Consider the following 16,178-nt stretch of genomic DNA (forward strand, 5'->3'; position numbering starts at 1 on the left):
CCCATGAGCCAATACCTCGAACGTGCCGTCACCGGCCTGCGCACCATCGGCATCAACATGCCCAAGCCTGTTCAGGAAGCGCCGGTGCTGGCGTTGCTGGACAAGGTCGCGCAGTACGACAACGAGAAAGTCACCGCCATCGCCGCCGTGCTGCAGCAGTCCACCAGCTTCAACAGCATGGTCCGCGACCAGATCCAGGGCATGGACGTGTCCACCCGCTTCATGAACATCACCAACAGTTTCACCTCGATCCGCGAAGACGCCGCTGCCATGGCCTTGTGGATGGAAGACGGCCGCCTCGACACCGTGGAGCGCCTCAAGCTGACCTGGATGAACGTGCGTCGCGGCTCGATCCCCAGCCGTTTCGAAGACATCCGCAAGCATTACCTGCAGGCCTGCAAACTGGCCAATGAACAGATCGTGCGGGAAAACGCGATTCTGGAGTCCTACATGGATTTCCGCCTGGCGATGAAGACCGCCGAGGTCAACGCCCAGGAAGTGCTGGCCGTGGCCACCGAGGCCCTGGCACAACGCAGCCGCGAACTGGACGACGCAAACACCAACGTGACAGCTGCCGGCGAACTGGCCGGGGCGGAACGCTCCGCGCTGGAACTGAAACGCGACCTGGCCGTGCGTGAACTGCAGAACGAAGACAAGCGCTACCAGATCATCAAGGACATCGCCGACGACCTGCGGGTCGGCTACAACACGGCGGAAATGGTCTTCGCCCGCATCAGCCAGGTGCATGTGGTGAAAGAGCGCCAATACCAGCGCATGGTGTCGTTCTTCTCCACCAACGAGATCGTCCTCACCAGCCTGGCGGTGTCGTTCTCGGCCAACCAGGGCATGGCGGAAGCGACGCACACCCTCAACGCCACCACCGACGGCATCAGCAAAGGCCTGGAAGCCCTCGGCAGCAACACCCAGCAGCAACTCAACGATGCACTGAAAGCCAGTTACGGTTCGACCATCCGCGTAGACTCCGTGCGCGCCCTGGCCCAAGCCACCCTGGCGTTCCAGAACGATATGAAAACCCTGACCGATACCTACCGCACCGAGTCCACCAAGGCCGCGCAGGACATCGCCAGCGCCGTCGAAGACGCCAAGCGCGCCTTTGCCGAACTGCTGACCAAGGCGGCGCAATGAGCAACGGGCGTCTTTCCGAACAGATGGGGGCCATGGCCCTCGTCGACGACCTGCGCCACCGCCGCATGGAGATCGAGGAACACCTTGATCTCGCCAAGCGCGAGGCGGAAGTCGCGGAGCGTATCCGGGCCTATTACAAGAGCCAGGGCATCGAGTGCGATGACGAACTGGTGAACGAGGGCGTGCGGGAATTCTTCCAGCATCGGCTGGTGTTCGAAGCGAAGCCCATGAACGTCAGGGAGAGGTTTTTCGGCCGGCTCATCATCAGCAATGCGTTCCGCCTGTGGCTGATTTTCATGCTGGCGTTCGCCATTCTGTTTGGGACGTCGTTCTGCAGCGGCTTCAGCCGCGGGTTTTCCAAGGCTTATCAGGAAGCTCAAACACAGACGACTCAGCACTAAACACCCGCCAACAGCGCCTTGCAGGCGACTTTTTTATGGGTGCAGCCGGAGGAATATCTCAGTATTCTGCGTTCGATGCTTGTTGCGCGGCCCCACCGGGACTGAACCGGCAGCACCCCATCAAGAAAGGACACTGATGAGCACTCCTCTCGCATGACACCCGGCACCCTCCTTGCGCTGGTCGAAGACAATTCGCGCCAGCGCGAACTGATTCTCAACGAACGGCGACGAGCACTTTCGAGGCTCACCATGAACGACCTGCTGCTCAAGCAGGACGTCATCTGCGCGCTGAACGGACGGCCCCAGGTCCGCTTCTACCACAGCAATTCCAGCGAGCAACAGGTTCGTCAATTACTGCGCGACCGCGAACAATTGCTGGCCCGCGAGTGGCTGCGCCTGGAGCGCGCCGAGGAAGACATCCTGCCGTTGCTCACGGACTACCGGAGCGTGGTCGCCGAACGGGAAATCAAGCTGCGCGCACTCTGGCGCGAGCATCGCTTCAGCCCTGATTACATAACGCTGTTCAAAGAGCTGGAACTCTCGCGCGCCACCCACAAGCGCCTGGAAGCGGCCCTTCCGCGCCTGATCGAGGAGCGCGACAGCAAACTGCCGGCGTATGAGGCCGACCGTTTTTACAGCTACCTGCGTGAGTACACGCACGATATCGAACGGTACAAAGGCAGTTGGCTACACCAGAAGCTGGTGGCATGGCTGAAGAAAAAAACCAACTTCACCCAGAACCAACGCAATGAACTGTTGCTCAGGGAAATGCCGCGCACTGTCGAGGCCGACCGCGATGTTCAAGCCCAACGGATCGCCACACTTGAGCAACGCAAGCAGGCGGGGTGGAGAGAAGCATTGAGCCCGGTGACAGACGACCCTTCGGCGTTCAAACGCACCCTGCTCGCCAAGCAGATCATCGCCGCCAAGTCGAAGGCGAACATTGTCCATCAAACCTTGCGCCCACTTCTCGACCTGCAGGACGAAGCCCTGCACAAGGCCGCCAGCCTGATAGTCGACCAGGCCGGGAGCTCCGACCTGGGGACATTCATCCAGGGCCTGGTGCCCCGGGCCCCGGCCGAAGCGCAACTCTTCAACAAGCACGCGCAAGAACTGCAGGCGCTGAGCAGCGCACTGGAGGACCTGAGGCGCAGTACACGCAAGGCCGGCGAGCAATATGCCCGTGCCCGCGAACTGCAATATGCGCTGCATGGGCTGCGGATGCGCGACTTCCAGTGTCCTGCCCGGTGCGATTGTGCCTGCCACACGATGACCCCGACCGCAGGTCCCTGCGCCTGCCTGTATAGCGACGAACGCTTCGAGGACTACCCGCCGTCGCTGGACATTCCACAACTGATCTCAAGCTACATGAAACGCAATCTGGAACAGCATGACCTGATCGATCTGTTCAAGAATCGAAGCCAGCCTTTCGACGATGCCCACACATCAACCTCAGCAGGGATACGCCATGAGCCAATGCCTTGAACATGCCGTCACCGGCTTGCACACCATCGGCCTCAACATGCCCAAGTCCGTCCAGAAAGCGCCGGTGCGGACGCTGCTGACCAAGGCCGGGCAATGAGCGGCGGGCGGCTTGCCGAACAGATGGGGGCCATGGCGCTCGTCGATGACTTGCGCCACCGCCGCATGGAAATCGAGGAGCACCTCGACCTGGCCAAGCGCGAGGCGGAAGTCGCGGAGCGGATTCGGACGTATTACAAGAGCCAAGGCGTCGAATGCAATGACGAGTTGATCGAACAGGGCGTGTCGGAATACTTCAAGCAACGACTGACCTTCGAGTCGCCAACGCTGACTGCGCCCGCGAAGAAACTGGCCTTCATGATCACCAGCTCAACCTTGCACAGATGCCTGGACTGGCTAGCCCTGCTCTTTTTCATAATGTGGATGTACCACTCGCTCAAGAGCTTTTTCCGCTAAGGCGATTGCTGTGCTCCAGCCCCATAAAAAAAAGGGGCGCCGACCAAGCGCCCCAAAAAGCCGTAAAACACACAACGTAATGGTTATTCGTTCAGCAGCGCCATCGCCTCGGCGCTGCACTTCTCCACTGCGGCCCAGTCGCCGTTCTTGATCCAACCGCTGTCGAGCATCCAGGTCCCGCCCACGCACATCACGTTGGACAGGCTCATGTAGCTTTTCAGGTTGTCCGGCTTGACCCCGCCCGTCGGGCAGAAGCGCACGTCGGCGAAGGGGCCGGCATAAGCCTTGATCGCCGCAATGCCGCCGCTGATTTCCGCCGGGAACAGCTTGAAGCGGCGGTAGCCGAGGGCGTAGCCCATCATGATCTCCGAAGGCGTGCTGATGCCCGGCAGCAGCGGGATATCGCTGTCGACGCCGGCCTGGAGAATCTCCGGGGTGATGCCGGGAGTGACCACGAATTGCGCACCCGCCTCTTCGACTGCGGCGAACAGATTGCGGTCCAGCACCGTACCCGCGCCGATGCACAGTTCCGGGCGCTGCTCGCGCAGCAGCTTGATGGCCTTGAGGCCATGCTCGGAGCGCAAGGTCACTTCAAGGGTGCGGATACCACCGGCGGCCAAGGCGTCGGCCAGCGGCAGGATGTCTGCCTCGCGGGCGATGGTGATCACCGGCAGGATGCGCGCCTGGCCGCAGATCGCGTCGATCCGGGCGATTTTCTCGGCCATCGTGAGCAATGGCGTATGGCGTTCGAGCGTGGTCATGACAGGGATCCTTGGCTCATGGGCACCAGTAGATGTCCAGGGGGTCGTGAAGAAAGGCGCGAATCGGCATCTGCACCAGGTCGTCGTCAGCCAGCGCGGCGCGCAGCGTAGCGAGTTTGCCCTCGCCTTGCACGGACAAGGCGGTGAAACCGGCTGTGGCCAATAGTCGCCGGGTCAGGCTCAGGCGCTGGTGCGGCACACTCGGCGCGAGCATCGGCAGGACCCGGCGCTCGCCGTCAACACGCAACCCCTCGGCCAGGTTCGGGCTGTCGGGGAACAGCGACGCGGTGTGGCCGTCATCGCCCATACCGAGCACCAGCACGTCGATCGGCGGCAGCTCGGCCAGGGCCTGGTCGGCTTCCAGCGCGGCGGCGTCGAGGTTGGCGGCGGCGCGGTAGAGCCCAAGGAAACGCGCCTTGGCTACCTCACCCTGAAGCAGATGACGGCGCAGCAGGCCAGCGTTGCTGTCGGCATGTTCCACCGGCACCCAGCGTTCATCGGCGAGGCTGATCAGCACGTTCGACCAGTCCAGCTTCTCGTGCCTCAGCGCTTCGAAGAACGCCACCGGGCTGCGCCCACCGGACACCACCAGGGTCGCCCTGCCCTGCCCGGCGATGGCTGCGCGCAAGCGCTCGGCGACATCCGCCGCCAGCCGTTGCGCAAGCTGCGCCGGACTCTTGAATTCACGGGCGGTGACCGACGCCGGCCACTGCAATTCAGATATCGCCATACCACGACCTCCCATCACGGGTAATCAGCGCGACCGCCGCCATCGGCCCCCAGGTGCCCGCCGCATAAGGCTTGGGCGCATCGCCGGACTGTTTCCAGCCAGCGATCAACTGGTCGCACCATTTCCACGCATATTCGATTTCATCCTTGCGAACAAACAGGTTCTGATTGCCGCGCATCACCTCCAGCAACAGGCGCTCGTAGGCATCGGGGATGCGTGCCGTGCGCCAGGTGTCGGAGAAATTCAGTTGCAGCGGGCCGCTGCGTAATTGCATGCCCTTGTCCAGGCCCTGCTCCTTGGTCATCACCCGCAGCGAGATACCCTCGTCCGGCTGCAGGCGGATGATCAGCTTGTTGCCGATCTGCAAACGCTGTTCCGCGGCGAAGATGTAGTGCTGCGGTTCCTTGAAATGGATGACGATCTGCGACAGCTTCTGCGGCATGCGCTTGCCAGTGCGCAGGTAGAAGGGCACCCCGGCCCAACGCCAGTTGCGGATATCGGCGCGCAGGGCGACGAAGGTCTCGGTGTCGCTGTGGGTGTTGGCGTTGTCTTCTTCCAGATAGCCGGGCACCGCTTTGTCGCCGCTGTGGCCGGCGATGTACTGGCCGCGCACCACGCAGGTGCCGAGGCCCTGGCCGCCGATCGGCGCCAGTGCCTTGAGCACCTTGACCTTCTCGTCGCGGATGCTATCGGCCGACAGGTCGCTGGGCGGGTCCATGGCGATCAGGCAGAGCAGTTGCAGCAAGTGGTTCTGGATCATGTCGCGCAACTGGCCGGCCTTGTCGAAGTAGCCCCAGCGGCCTTCGATGCCGACCTTCTCGGCGACGGTGATCTCCACATGGGAGATGGAATTCTGGTTCCACTGGGTTTCGAACAGGCTGTTGGCAAAGCGCAGGGCGATCAGGTTCTGCACCGTTTCCTTGCCCAGGTAGTGGTCGATCCGGTAGACGCGGTTTTCCGGGAAGAACTGCGCCACGGCATCGTTGACCCGCCGCGACGACTCCAGGTCGTGGCCGATGGGTTTTTCCAGCACCACCCGGGTGCGCTCGCTGAGACCGGCCTTGGCGAGGTTCTCGCAAATACCGCCGTAGACCGCCGCAGGCGTGGCGAAGTAGGCGATCAGCGGCGCGGCGGGATCGACCTGCTCGACCAGCGCCGGGTAGTCCTGGGCCTGCAGAAAGTCCATGTGCAGGTAGCGCAGCCGCCCCAGAAAACGCTGCAGGGCGGCGCTGTCGAGGTCGGCAGGCGCGAGGAATTCATGCAGGTGCGCTTCGATGGCCGCCAGGTGCTGCTGCGCAGTGCCGGCTTCGCGGGCCAGGGCGAGCACGCGAGTCTGGGGATGCAGCAGCTCGGCCCGGTCCAGTTGATAGAGCGCCGGGAACAGCTTGCGCAACGCCAGGTCGCCAAGGGCGCCGAACAGGGCAAAGGTGCAGGGCTCAACGCTGATCGAAGACATAATGTCGGTTCTTTTACCAAGTGGACGTAGAAATACCGTTTTCAGACGTAGGAATCAACAATCAATGTAGTAAAAACAACAACATTTGACCTGTAGGACAGATTGAAGTGGTGCAGTAACGGTGCCATCAGTACGATAAGCCATCGTTACAACAGCCTGGCTCCGACCAATGGCTGTCTCCCTGACCCAAGGAAACCCTCATGGACCGCGTGCGAAACCTGCTGGAGCAGATCCAGGGCCGTCTCGACGATTTGAACAAGGCCGAGCGTAAAGTCGCCGAAGTCATCCTGCAAAGCCCTCAGCAAGCCACCCGTTTCAGCATCGCGGCGCTGGCCCAGGCGTCCAAGGTCAGCGAGCCGACGGTCAACCGTTTCTGCCGCTCGTTCGGTGTCAGTGGCTACCCGGAACTCAAGCTGCAACTGGCGCAGAGCCTGGCCAGCGGCGCCGCCTACGTCAGCCGCGCGGTGGAGCCGAACGACGATCCGGCGTCCTACACCCAGAAGATCTTCGGCAGCGCCATCGCCTCGTTGGACACGGCCTGCCAGCAACTTGATCCAAACATCATCAGCCGCGCCGTCGACATGCTGATCCAGGCCCGCCAGATTCACTTCTTCGGCCTTGGCGCCTCGGCGCCGGTGGCGCTGGATGCGCAGCACAAATTCTTCCGTTTCAACCTCGCCGTCTCGGCCCACGCCGACGTGCTGATGCAGCGCATGCTGGCGTCGGTGGCGCACACCGGCGACGTATTCGTGATCATTTCCTACACCGGACGCACCCGCGAGCTGGTGGAAGTCGCCCGCCTGGCACGCGACAACGGCGCCTCGGTACTGGCCCTGACCGCCGCCAACTCGCCGCTGGCCGCGGCCAGCAGCCTGAGCCTGAACATCCCGCTGCCGGAAGACACCGACATCTATATGCCGATGACCTCACGGATCATTCAGCTCACGGTGCTGGATGTGCTGGCGACCGGCATGACCTTGCGCCGCGGTGTGGATTTCCAGCCGCACCTGCGCAAGATCAAGGAAAGCCTGAATGCGAGCCGGTATCCGCTGGATGATGAGCTGGGTTGATCCTCAAGGGCCTCATTGCCGGCGATGAGGCCCCCAAGGTTTGTAGAATTACTACAACCCGACATCAGAACGACGACTGCACCTTCACCCCCGCCACCAGCGCATTGTCCACTTCGTCCACCGCCCCCGGGCTCTTGATGTACTGCAGGTTAGGCCGCACGGTCAGCCAGTTGGTGACGTGGAAGCCGTAATACAGCTCGGCGTTGTACTCGGTGCGTTGCAGCGGCACGAACCCCGCGTTGTCGTAGTCTTGAATACCGCTCGCCGCATTCAGCAACTCCGCCCTCTTCTTCACGTCGTCATTGACGTGGATCCGCGCCACGCCAAAGCCGATATCGTCCTTGGGCCGCGCATCGAAAGCACCTTTGTAGACAAGGCCCACCTGCTGGTAGTTGTCCACCACGTTGGTGGCCTTGTCGTGCACGGTGAGGTTGGCGAACAGGCTCAGGCCACGATCGGCGTCGCCGTTGTGGGTGGTGACCTGCTGCTGCGCCACGACCCACGCGCCATGCTTGCTGGAGTGTTGTCGGCTGGCGGCGCGGGTCAGCACTTGGGGCTGGCCGTTGATGTCTTCGAAGATGTCATCGGCCTTGGCGGTGCTGTAGTAGTAGCCCAGCCGGTATTCCCCCGGCAGGCCGTTGACCCGCGGCGACCAGACCAGCTCAACCGGCAGGATCATACCCTTGGTGCCGCTGCCGCTGAGCTTGAAACCGTTGCCGGTATCGAGGTTGGAGGGGTTCTGTTCGAACACGCCGACCTGGGCGAAGAATTCCTCGGTGATGTTGTATTTGACCCGCAGCGCCCACTGGCTGACAGGCCAGTTGTACCAGATGCCGCCGACCCAGTTGCCCACCTGCGAGCCGCAGAACGCCAGGTTCTGGAAGTCGCAGGGGAAGCTGTTGAAATCCTCGCCTTCGCCAAAGCGGCCGACTTTCACATCCAGCGCGCCGTCGAAGTACTTCTGCTTGACCCACATCTGCGTCAGCCGCCAGGTCTGGCCGCGGCCCCAGACTTCCTGCACCGAGCTGTACTGCCCGGCACGCGGGTCGCTGATGCGGTCGTTGGACAGGTTGCGCCCACTGCGCTCGGTGATCGCCAGCTTGAACTCGGCGTCGTGCCAACCAAGGATCTTCTGCAAATCCAGTTTCACCCCGAGGGCGAACTGGTCGCTGTAGCGGGCGGTGCGGTCGTGGTTGTAGCCGCCGTGCAGATTGCCGGCGACCTCGCCGACGTAGTCGAGGCTGAAGTCGTAACCCTGCTCCAGCAACGCGGTGCGGCTGCCGTCCCAGTCGCCGCTCATCCATTTCGATGACGGGTCGAAGGCCGCGGCGGCCTGCGCCCCGCTACTGGCGAGGGCCACCAGTAACGCCAGCGGACTCAAAGACAGACTGCGCTTGAAGTACTCCATCCGTTATTTCCTCGTTTCTTGTTATCGATGGTGATCACGCGTTGTTGCCAACGTTCAACGGCCCTTGAACTGCGCCACGTTGCCAGTGGCATTGCGCGAGCTGCCGACCGTCCCGAGGCGTTCGCCGCTGACTGCGTCGAACAGCAGCACCCGGGCCGGATCGAATTGCAGGTTCAGGCTGTCGCCCACCTGCGCCGGCATGTCCGGTGACAGTCGGCAGCAGACCTTGGTCTGGTTGAGGGTGACGAACACCAGCAGGTCCGGCCCGGTGGGCTCGGTGATCCGCACCTCGGCGCGAATGGTCGGCAGGCCGTTGGCTGTGGTGGGCGCGAGACTGATCTGTTCCGGGCGGATACCGAGGATCACATCGCGCTCTTCCAGCCCCGCCTCGCTGATACCCAATGGCAGCTCGCAGCGGGCCTGGCCGCTGTCGAGCAGCGCCAGCAGGCGACCTTCCCGACGTTGCAGGCGCAACGGAATGAAGTTCATCGGCGGCGAGCCGATGAAGCTGGCGACGAACAGGTTGGCCGGATCGTTGTAGATCTGCTGCGGCGTGCCGAACTGCTGGATCACCCCGTCCTTCATCACCGCCACTTTATCGCCCAGGGTCATGGCCTCGATCTGGTCGTGGGTGACGTAGACCGTTGTGGTTTTCAGGCGTTGGTGCATCAGCTTGATTTCGGTGCGCATCTCCACCCGCAGTTTGGCGTCGAGGTTGGACAGCGGCTCATCGAACAGGTAGATCCGCGGCCGCCGCGCCAGCGCCCGGCCCATCGCCACGCGCTGCTGGCCGCCGGACAACTGGCCCGGCTTGCGCGCCAGCAGGTGCTCGATCTGCAACAGCCGCGACACCCGCGCCACCTCTTCGTCGATGGCCGCCGCCGGCAGTTTGCGGATCTTCAAACCGAAGGCGATGTTGTCGCGCACGCTCATGGTCGGGTACAGCGCGTAGGACTGAAACACCATGGCGATATCGCGGTCCTTGGGGCTCATGCCGCTGATGTCGGCGTCGTCCACCAGGATCGCCCCGCCGCTGATCTGTTCCAGCCCGGCGATGCAGTTCATCAGGGTCGATTTGCCGCAGCCGGACGGGCCGACGAGGATCAGGAACTCACCGGAGTCGATCTTCAGTTCGATGTCTTTCAAGGTATCCGGCAGACCGCTGCCGTAGGTCTTGTTGACGTTGCGCAGTTCAAGCGTTGCCATGTTTCACCCCTTGACCGCGCCGGCGGTGAGCCCGCGCAGAAAGTATTTGCCCGCCAGCACATAGACCAGCAGGGTCGGTAGTCCGGCGATCATCGCCGCCGCCATGTCGACGTTGTATTCCTTCACCCCGGTGCTGGTGTTCACCAGGTTGTTCAGGGCCACGGTGATGGGCTGGGCGTCGCCGCTGGCGAACACCACGCCGAAGAGAAAGTCGTTCCAGATCTGGGTGAACTGCCAGATCAGGCAGACCATGATGATCGGCACCGACATCGGCAGCAGGATCCTCCCGAAAATCGTGAAGAAGCCCGCGCCATCCAGCCGCGCGGCGCTCACCAGAGCGCTGGGGATGCTGCAGTAGTAATTGCGGAAAAACAGCGTGGTGAAGGCCAGGCCGTAGACGATGTGCACCAGCACCAGGCCGGTGGTGGTGCTGGCCAGGCCCAGCTTGCCGAGGGTGAACGAGGCCGGCAGCAGCACGGTCTGGAATGGCAGGAAGCAGCCAAACAGCAGTAGGCCGAAGAACAGTTGCGAACCACGGAAGCGCCACATCGACAGCACATAGCCGTTGAGCGCGCCGACCAGGGTCGAGATCAGCACGGCCGGCACGGTGATCTTCACCGAGTTCCAGAAGTAGCCGCCCACCGTGTCCCAGGCCTTGATCCAGCCGATGCCGGTGATCACTTCGGGCCAACTGAGCAGGTTGCCGGTGCGGATATCATCCGGGGTCTTGAAGCTGGTCAGTAGCATCACCAACAGCGGGATCAGGTACACCGCGCAGGCCAGCAACAGGGTGGCGTAGATGGCCAGGCGACTCAGGCGCAACGAGCTAGTCATGGCGTTTGCCCCGCAGTTCCGAATACAGGTACGGCACCAGGATCGAGAGGATCGCGCCCAGCATCAGGATCGCGCTGGCCGAGCCCATGCCCATCTGCCCGCGGCTGAAGGTGAAGGCGTACATGAACATCGCCGGCAGGTCCGAGGCATAGCCGGGCCCGCCCGCCGTCATCGCCGCGACCAGGTCGAAGCTCTTGATCGCGATGTGGGAGAGGATCATCAGCGCACTGAAAAACACCGGGCGCAGGCTCGGCAGGACGATGCGCAGGTAGATGCGCGGCAGGCTCGCGCCGTCGACCTGGGCGGCGCGGATGATCGACGGATCGACGCCGCGCAGCCCGGCGAGAAACAGCGCCATGACAAAGCCCGACGCCTGCCAGACGGCCGCGATCACCAGGCAGTAAACGACCCGGTCGGGGTCCACCAGCCAGTCGAGGCGAAAGCCCTCCCAGCCCCAATCGCGCAGCAGTTTGTCGAGGCCCAGGCCGGGATTGAGCAGCCATTTCCATGCGGTGCCGGTGACAATCATCGACAGTGCCATGGGGTACAAATAGACCGTGCGGATAAAGCCTTCGCGGCGGATGCGCTGATCCAGCAGCACCGCCAGCAGCACCCCGACCACCAGGCTGATGCTGATGAACAGGCCGCCGAACAGCAGCAGGTTCTTGCTCGCCACCCACCAGCGGTCGTTGTCCATCAGCCGCGCGTACTGGGCCAGGCCGACCCACTTGTAGCTGGGCATGAAGCTGGAGTTGGTGAAGGACAGGATGAAGGTCCAGAGGATGTAGCCGTAGAAGCCCACTAGGACGATCAGCATGCTGGGAGCCAGGACCAGTTTCGGCAGCCAGCGCTGGAGGGCGTCCAGCGGGGAGGCTCGCCGCAGGGCGATTGCAGTGTTCATGATTAAGTCCCGATGACGGGGTCGTGTTACGACCCATCGCGAGCAAGCTCGCTCCTACAGGGTTTGTAGGAGCGAGCTTGCTCGCGATGGGCCACCTAACGGGCCGCTTTGATCGCCGCGCTCAGTTGCTTCACCGCCGTCGCCGGCTCGGCAGCGGGGTCATTGAGGAAGTTGGTGACGACATCGAAGATCGCCCCCTGCACCGCCAGGCTGGTGGCCATGTTGTGCGCCATGCTCGGTTGCAGCCCGTCGCCCTGCGCCGCTTGCTTGAAGTCCGCCGCGGACTTCTGGGTGCAGGCGTCGAACTGGCTGATGTCCATGTCCTGGCGCACCGGCAGCGAGCCTTTGTTCTGGTTGAACACGGTCTGGAATTCAGGCTCCAGGGCGACCTTGGCCAGGTCGTTCTGGGCCTTGATGTCGTTGGCGTTCTTCAGCTTGAACATCGCCAGCGAATCGATGTTGTAGGCGAAGCTGCCCTGGGTGCCGGGGAACGGCACGCACTGGTAATCCTTGCCCGCAACCTTGCCGGCGGCGGTCCATTCGCTCTTGGCCCAGTCGCCCATGATCTGCATGCCGGCCTTGCCGCTGATCACTTCGGCAGCAGCGATATTCCAGTCGCGCCCGGCGCGGTTCGGGTCCATGTAGGTGCCGAGCCGCTTGAGGGTGGCGAAGACCTCGACCATCTGCGCGCCGGTCAGGGTCTTCTCATCCAGATCAACGAAGGCCGCGTGATACGTCTTCGGACCGAGGATGCTCAGCGCCACATCCTCGAACACCGTGCTGTCCTGCCACGGCTGGCCACCGTGGGCCAGGGGGATGAAGCCGGCGGCCTTGAGTTTGTCGGCGGCGGCGAACAGTTCGTCGAGGGTGGTCGGCACCTTGGCCCCGGCCTTGTCGAACACCTGCGGGTTGATCCACAGCCAGTTGACCCGGTGGATGTTCACCGGCACCGCCACGTAGTGACCGTCGTACTTCATGATCTCGGCGACTTTCGGCGGCAGCAGGCTGTCCCATTTGTTGGCCACGGCCACGTCGTCCAGCTCGGTGAGCAGGCCCAGCGCGCCCCATTCCTGGATATCCGGGCCCTTGATCTGCGCGGCGGCGGGTGGGTTGCCGGAGATGGCGCGGGTCTTGAGCACAGTCATGGCCGCGGCACCGCCGCCGCCAGCAACAGCGTTGTCCTTCCAGATGAAACCGTCTTTCTTCACCTGTTCCTTCAGGGTTTCCACCGCCTTGGCTTCGCCGCCCGAGGTCCACCAATGCAGCACTTCCACCGTGCCGGGATCATCGGCCAGGGCGCTGAGCGGGAACAGGGAAGCGAGGGACACGACGGCGGCGAGGCGGGTAAGCGCATTCATCGGCAAAGACCTTTTCTTGTTGTTATGGCCGGCACAGTGGCGGGCGTTTGTCTGGAGTCTAATCAGCCTGCCGCGCCGCGACGTAACGAAGGGACGCGCAAATGTCACCAGCCGGTGACATTCAGCCGAAACGCTCGCTCACCGCCGCCAGCCAGCGCGACACCACTTGCATTTCCGCGTCGCTGAAACCCTCGGTCAGATTGTGGTTCAGCGGCGCCAGCTCGCCCTGGGCGGTCAGCGCCACGTCACGACCATGCGCCGTCAGCCAGAGCCGGTTGATGCGTTTGTCCTGCTCATCGACCCGGCGTTCCAGCAGGCCCGCGCGCAGCATGCGATCGGCCAGCCCGGTCATCGCCGACGGCGCGATATCCAGTTGGCTCGCCAGCTCCGTGCTCAAGGCACCGTCCTGGCGCAACAGGGCGAACAGCGCGCCGGCCTGCACCACGCTGATCCCGGCGCGGCTTTCCGCGCGCTGCTCAAGATGCCGGCGCAAGCGCTTCTGCGCGGTGTTGAGCAGGTACATGTAACGACGATCGAATGTCATCAGCCGCGCACCTCGAGGCGTTGCGCCAACCACTGGCTGACCACCGGCCACAGCGTGCTGGCGTGACGGTCGCGGAAAAACCCGAGGTGACCGATGGCCTGGCCGTTGCTGTCCGCCGGACCGTACTGGCGGCGCTCGACGGTGCAATCGGTGAGGTGGCTGCTCATCAGGTCGATGGCTTCGGCCGGCGCCCACGGATCGTCCTCGAACCCGATCGACAGCACCGGCATCCGAGGCCGGCGGAAACGCGCGACGGCGTTCATCGCCGGGTCATCGAAAAAGTAATTGGGCAGCGAGGTCCAGCGGCTCCACTCCAGCATCACCTTGGCCGGCAGGTCTTCGCCGATGCCCAGTTTGCGACCCGGCACATAACCGAGGACTCGCGCACAGAACGGACCGATCAGCTTGAGCAAGGCGGTCACCCGCAGGCGCTCGGCGGTGGGCCGGATGAAGCGCAGGCAACCGGCCTGCGAGGTGATCATCACCGCGCCGCTGAGCAGCCGGCTGCTCTCGCACAAGCCGAACGCGTGACCGCCGAAACTGTGCCCGACGGCCAGCAGCGGCAGGTCGGGAAATTCCCGCGCCGCCCAGTGGGTCACGGCCTCGACGTCGAGGTCGGCCCAGGTGCTGAACCCGGCATCGACCGCCTTGGCCGGCGTGCCGCCTTGCACACCGCGGTAGTTGTAGGTCAGGGCCAGGAAGCCCTGTTCGGCGAGGTAGCTAGCGAACGCCGCGTACATGCGCTCGGTGACGCCGGTGGCGGGATTGAGCAGCACCAGCGCCTTGGCGGTATTGGGATCGCCGAACAGCGTGGCGCGGAGGATAAGGCCGTCGGAACAGGTGATCGCGTGGGAGGTTTTGGTCATGGCGGGGCCTGGAGGGGATGAGTGCAAAGCTATTATTTAACATGCGAAATAATGACTGGCGAGTCGCTGATATTTCTCGGGTCACTTGCTGGTTTTCAGGGCCTCATCGCTGGCAAGCCAGCGATGAGGCCCTAAAGATCACCCCAAATACCGGGGCAAACTCAACGTCACCCGCAACCCACCCTCCCGCAAATTACGCAGACTCACCTCGCCCCCATGGCTATGGGCGATATTCCGCGCAATCCCCAATCCCAACCCATACCCCTGCTGCTGCCCGGCCAGGCGGAAATGCGGTTCGAACACCTGCTCCAGCCGCTGCGCCGGTACGCCCGGTCCTTCGTCATCGACCTGAAGCACGAAGCTGTGGGCGCTGTCGATGATCCGCAGGTGAGCGCGCTCGCCATACTTCAGCGCGTTGTCGATCAGGTTGCCGATACAGCGCCGCAACGCCAGCGGTTTGCCGGGGTACGGCGCCTCCACCCGGCCCTGCACCGTGACCCGCCCACTGGCCAGGTACGGTTCGACCAGGCATTCCAGCATCAGGTCGAGGTCAATCGGCTCGATGTTCTCGTGGATGTCGGTGTCTTTCACGCATTGCAGGGCACCCTTGACCAGCATCTCCAGCTCGTCGAGGTCCCGCCCGAACTTGGCCTGCACCGCCTCGTCCTCCAGCAGCTCGACACGCAGGCGCAAGCGGGTGATGGGCGTGCGCAGGTCATGGGAAATCGCGCTGAACAACTGGCTGCGCTCGGTGAGGTAGCGGCTGATGCGCTCGCGCATGGCATTGAAGGCCCGCGCCACTTCCACTACTTCGCTGCCGCCGCCCTCCACCACCGGCTCGACCTCGGCGCCCAGTGACATCTCCCGCGCGGCCAGCGCCAGGCGTTTGAGCGGGCGGCTCTGCCAGTGCACCAGCAGGCCGATGAACAGCAGCAGGAAGAAGCTGGTCAAGGCGATGAACCACACCTGCTGGCGCGGCAGGCCTTCGTCTTCGAGGCTGGTGTAGGGCTCGGGCAGCAGCGAGGCGATGTACAACCACTCGCCCTCTGCCAGGCGAATCTGGGTCACCAGCACGGGCGGATCGACCGGCTCCAGGGTCAGCGCGTAATGCGCCCAGGAACGCGGCAATTCGTCCAGCTTCAAGCCGCTGTTGAAGATGCGCAGGTCCTGCGGGCTGACGAACTCGACGGAGATCTGCATCGCCTCGCCCAGGCGCTGGCGCAGCACCTCGTCCACCGCCGACACCACCGCTTGCTTGCGCGGGGTCGAGGGCAGCACGCGCATGTCCAGCGGCCGGTCATTGAGGGAAACGAAGAAGCGTGTGCCGCCCATGCTGCGCAACTGGTCGAGCACCAGCGGGCGGTACGCCAGGGGCAGCGAGCGGAAGTAGCTGACGCTGGCGCTCATCGAATGGGCCAGACTGCGGGCACTGGCCACCAGGCCTTCGCGCTGGCTGGCGCGCAATTGCGAGAGCCAGATGAAACTCGACAGCCCTTGGGCCACCAGCACCACCAGCAGGGTCAGCAGCAGCATCCGCCCCAGCAGCGAACGCGGCAGCG

General features: G+C 63.5%; 16 protein-coding genes. 5 read left to right on the forward strand and 11 right to left on the reverse strand.

The genetic code is table 11. The annotated features are described in order from the left end of the window. The first annotated feature begins 3 nt into the window (after window positions 1–3). From CKW37_RS04535 to CKW37_RS04550, 4 genes are all read left to right on the forward strand, one after another. The gene (locus CKW37_RS04535) at window positions 4–1,146 is read left to right on the forward strand and encodes a merozoite surface protein 3b (protein WP_095154248.1); all 1,143 of its coding nucleotides are present in this window, start codon (window positions 4–6) and stop codon (window positions 1,144–1,146) included. Beyond that, a complete protein-coding gene (locus tag CKW37_RS04540) occupies window positions 1,143–1,547 on the forward strand; it encodes a DUF6384 family protein (protein WP_095154249.1) in 405 nt (134 codons plus the stop codon). Before CKW37_RS04535 ends, CKW37_RS04540 begins: the two co-directional genes overlap by 4 nt. A 153-nt stretch (window positions 1,548–1,700) precedes the next feature. Beyond that, entirely contained in the window at window positions 1,701–3,032 is a 1,332-nt protein-coding gene (locus CKW37_RS04545) for a hypothetical protein (RefSeq protein WP_095154250.1), read from the forward strand. A gap of 93 nt (window positions 3,033–3,125) precedes the next feature. Then, a complete protein-coding gene (locus CKW37_RS04550) occupies window positions 3,126–3,485 on the forward strand; it encodes a DUF6384 family protein (RefSeq protein ID WP_095154251.1) in 360 nt (119 codons plus the stop codon). An 83-nt stretch (window positions 3,486–3,568) separates the two neighbouring features. On the opposite strand, the gene CKW37_RS04555 is transcribed toward CKW37_RS04550, so the two are convergent. Genes CKW37_RS04555 through zwf form a run of 3 tightly spaced genes read right to left on the reverse strand, consistent with a single transcriptional unit; the run spans window position 3,569 to window position 6,432 of the window. Continuing rightward, window positions 3,569–4,246, reverse strand: a complete 678-nt coding sequence (locus CKW37_RS04555) for a bifunctional 4-hydroxy-2-oxoglutarate aldolase/2-dehydro-3-deoxy-phosphogluconate aldolase (protein WP_095154252.1) — start codon at window positions 4,244–4,246, stop codon at window positions 3,569–3,571. Between the two features lie 16 nt (window positions 4,247–4,262). After that, on the reverse strand, window positions 4,263–4,976 hold the full coding sequence (pgl, locus tag CKW37_RS04560; protein WP_095154253.1) for a 6-phosphogluconolactonase: 714 nt from the start codon (window positions 4,974–4,976) through the stop codon (window positions 4,263–4,265). Beyond that, window positions 4,963–6,432: a glucose-6-phosphate dehydrogenase gene (gene zwf / locus CKW37_RS04565; protein ID WP_095154254.1), complete on the reverse strand. Its 1,470-nt coding sequence runs from the start codon at window positions 6,430–6,432 to the stop codon at window positions 4,963–4,965. Before zwf ends, pgl begins: the two co-directional genes overlap by 14 nt. 209 nt (window positions 6,433–6,641) lie before the next feature. On the opposite strand from zwf, the gene CKW37_RS04570 reads away from it, so the two are divergent. Further along, a complete protein-coding gene (locus CKW37_RS04570) occupies window positions 6,642–7,502 on the forward strand; it encodes a MurR/RpiR family transcriptional regulator (RefSeq protein ID WP_218241215.1) in 861 nt (286 codons plus the stop codon). A 64-nt stretch (window positions 7,503–7,566) separates the two neighbouring features. Here CKW37_RS04570 and CKW37_RS04575 read toward each other — a convergent pair whose 3' ends face one another. The 8 genes from CKW37_RS04575 to CKW37_RS04610 form a co-directional block, all read right to left on the reverse strand. Beyond that, window positions 7,567–8,910, reverse strand: a complete 1,344-nt coding sequence (locus tag CKW37_RS04575; protein WP_095154256.1) for a carbohydrate porin — start codon at window positions 8,908–8,910, stop codon at window positions 7,567–7,569. 54 nt (window positions 8,911–8,964) lie between these two features. Then, window positions 8,965–10,116: an ABC transporter ATP-binding protein gene (locus tag CKW37_RS04580; protein WP_095154257.1), complete on the reverse strand. Its 1,152-nt coding sequence runs from the start codon at window positions 10,114–10,116 to the stop codon at window positions 8,965–8,967. Between the two features lie 3 nt (window positions 10,117–10,119). After that, complete coding sequence (locus tag CKW37_RS04585; RefSeq protein ID WP_095154258.1) at window positions 10,120–10,950, reverse strand: carbohydrate ABC transporter permease; 831 nt, start codon at window positions 10,948–10,950, stop codon at window positions 10,120–10,122. Continuing rightward, window positions 10,943–11,851, reverse strand: coding sequence for a carbohydrate ABC transporter permease (locus tag CKW37_RS04590; protein ID WP_095154259.1), 909 nt, complete (start codon window positions 11,849–11,851; stop codon window positions 10,943–10,945). The genes CKW37_RS04585 and CKW37_RS04590 overlap by 8 nt, the downstream gene beginning before the upstream one ends. A gap of 95 nt (window positions 11,852–11,946) precedes the next feature. Then, window positions 11,947–13,209 carry an ABC transporter substrate-binding protein gene (locus CKW37_RS04595; RefSeq protein ID WP_095154260.1) on the reverse strand — a complete coding sequence of 421 codons (1,263 nt, stop codon included), beginning with the start codon at window positions 13,207–13,209 and terminating at the stop codon, window positions 11,947–11,949. Between the two features lie 121 nt (window positions 13,210–13,330). After that, window positions 13,331–13,753 (reverse strand): MarR family winged helix-turn-helix transcriptional regulator, encoded by a 423-nt coding sequence (locus CKW37_RS04600; protein WP_095154261.1) that lies wholly within the window; start codon window positions 13,751–13,753, stop codon window positions 13,331–13,333. Then, the gene (locus tag CKW37_RS04605; protein ID WP_095154262.1) at window positions 13,753–14,619 is read right to left on the reverse strand and encodes an alpha/beta fold hydrolase; all 867 of its coding nucleotides are present in this window, start codon (window positions 14,617–14,619) and stop codon (window positions 13,753–13,755) included. The genes CKW37_RS04600 and CKW37_RS04605 overlap by 1 nt, the downstream gene beginning before the upstream one ends. Window positions 14,620–14,757: 138 nt before the next feature. Then, the gene (locus CKW37_RS04610; RefSeq protein WP_177454400.1) at window positions 14,758–16,176 is read right to left on the reverse strand and encodes an ATP-binding protein; all 1,419 of its coding nucleotides are present in this window, start codon (window positions 16,174–16,176) and stop codon (window positions 14,758–14,760) included. Window positions 16,177–16,178: the final 2 nt, after the last annotated feature.

Source organism: Pseudomonas sp. Irchel 3E13, assembly GCF_900187455.1.
Taxonomy (GTDB): domain Bacteria; phylum Pseudomonadota; class Gammaproteobacteria; order Pseudomonadales; family Pseudomonadaceae; genus Aquipseudomonas.

Coding starts and splice junctions, on each gene's coding strand:
- CKW37_RS04535 (WP_095154248.1), top strand. CDS start 4: ATGAGCCAATACCTCGAACGTGCCGTCACCGGCCTGCGCACCATCGGC.
- CKW37_RS04540 (WP_095154249.1), top strand. CDS start 1,143: ATGAGCAACGGGCGTCTTTCCGAACAGATGGGGGCCATGGCCCTCGTC.
- CKW37_RS04545 (WP_095154250.1), top strand. CDS start 1,701: ATGACACCCGGCACCCTCCTTGCGCTGGTCGAAGACAATTCGCGCCAG.
- CKW37_RS04550 (WP_095154251.1), top strand. CDS start 3,126: ATGAGCGGCGGGCGGCTTGCCGAACAGATGGGGGCCATGGCGCTCGTC.
- CKW37_RS04555 (WP_095154252.1), bottom strand. CDS start 4,246: ATGACCACGCTCGAACGCCATACGCCATTGCTCACGATGGCCGAGAAA.
- pgl (WP_095154253.1), bottom strand. CDS start 4,976: ATGGCGATATCTGAATTGCAGTGGCCGGCGTCGGTCACCGCCCGTGAA.
- zwf (WP_095154254.1), bottom strand. CDS start 6,432: ATGTCTTCGATCAGCGTTGAGCCCTGCACCTTTGCCCTGTTCGGCGCC.
- CKW37_RS04575 (WP_095154256.1), bottom strand. CDS start 8,910: ATGGAGTACTTCAAGCGCAGTCTGTCTTTGAGTCCGCTGGCGTTACTG.
- CKW37_RS04580 (WP_095154257.1), bottom strand. CDS start 10,116: ATGGCAACGCTTGAACTGCGCAACGTCAACAAGACCTACGGCAGCGGT.
- CKW37_RS04585 (WP_095154258.1), bottom strand. CDS start 10,950: ATGACTAGCTCGTTGCGCCTGAGTCGCCTGGCCATCTACGCCACCCTG.
- CKW37_RS04590 (WP_095154259.1), bottom strand. CDS start 11,851: ATGAACACTGCAATCGCCCTGCGGCGAGCCTCCCCGCTGGACGCCCTC.
- CKW37_RS04595 (WP_095154260.1), bottom strand. CDS start 13,209: ATGAATGCGCTTACCCGCCTCGCCGCCGTCGTGTCCCTCGCTTCCCTG.
- CKW37_RS04600 (WP_095154261.1), bottom strand. CDS start 13,753: ATGACATTCGATCGTCGTTACATGTACCTGCTCAACACCGCGCAGAAG.
- CKW37_RS04605 (WP_095154262.1), bottom strand. CDS start 14,619: ATGACCAAAACCTCCCACGCGATCACCTGTTCCGACGGCCTTATCCTC.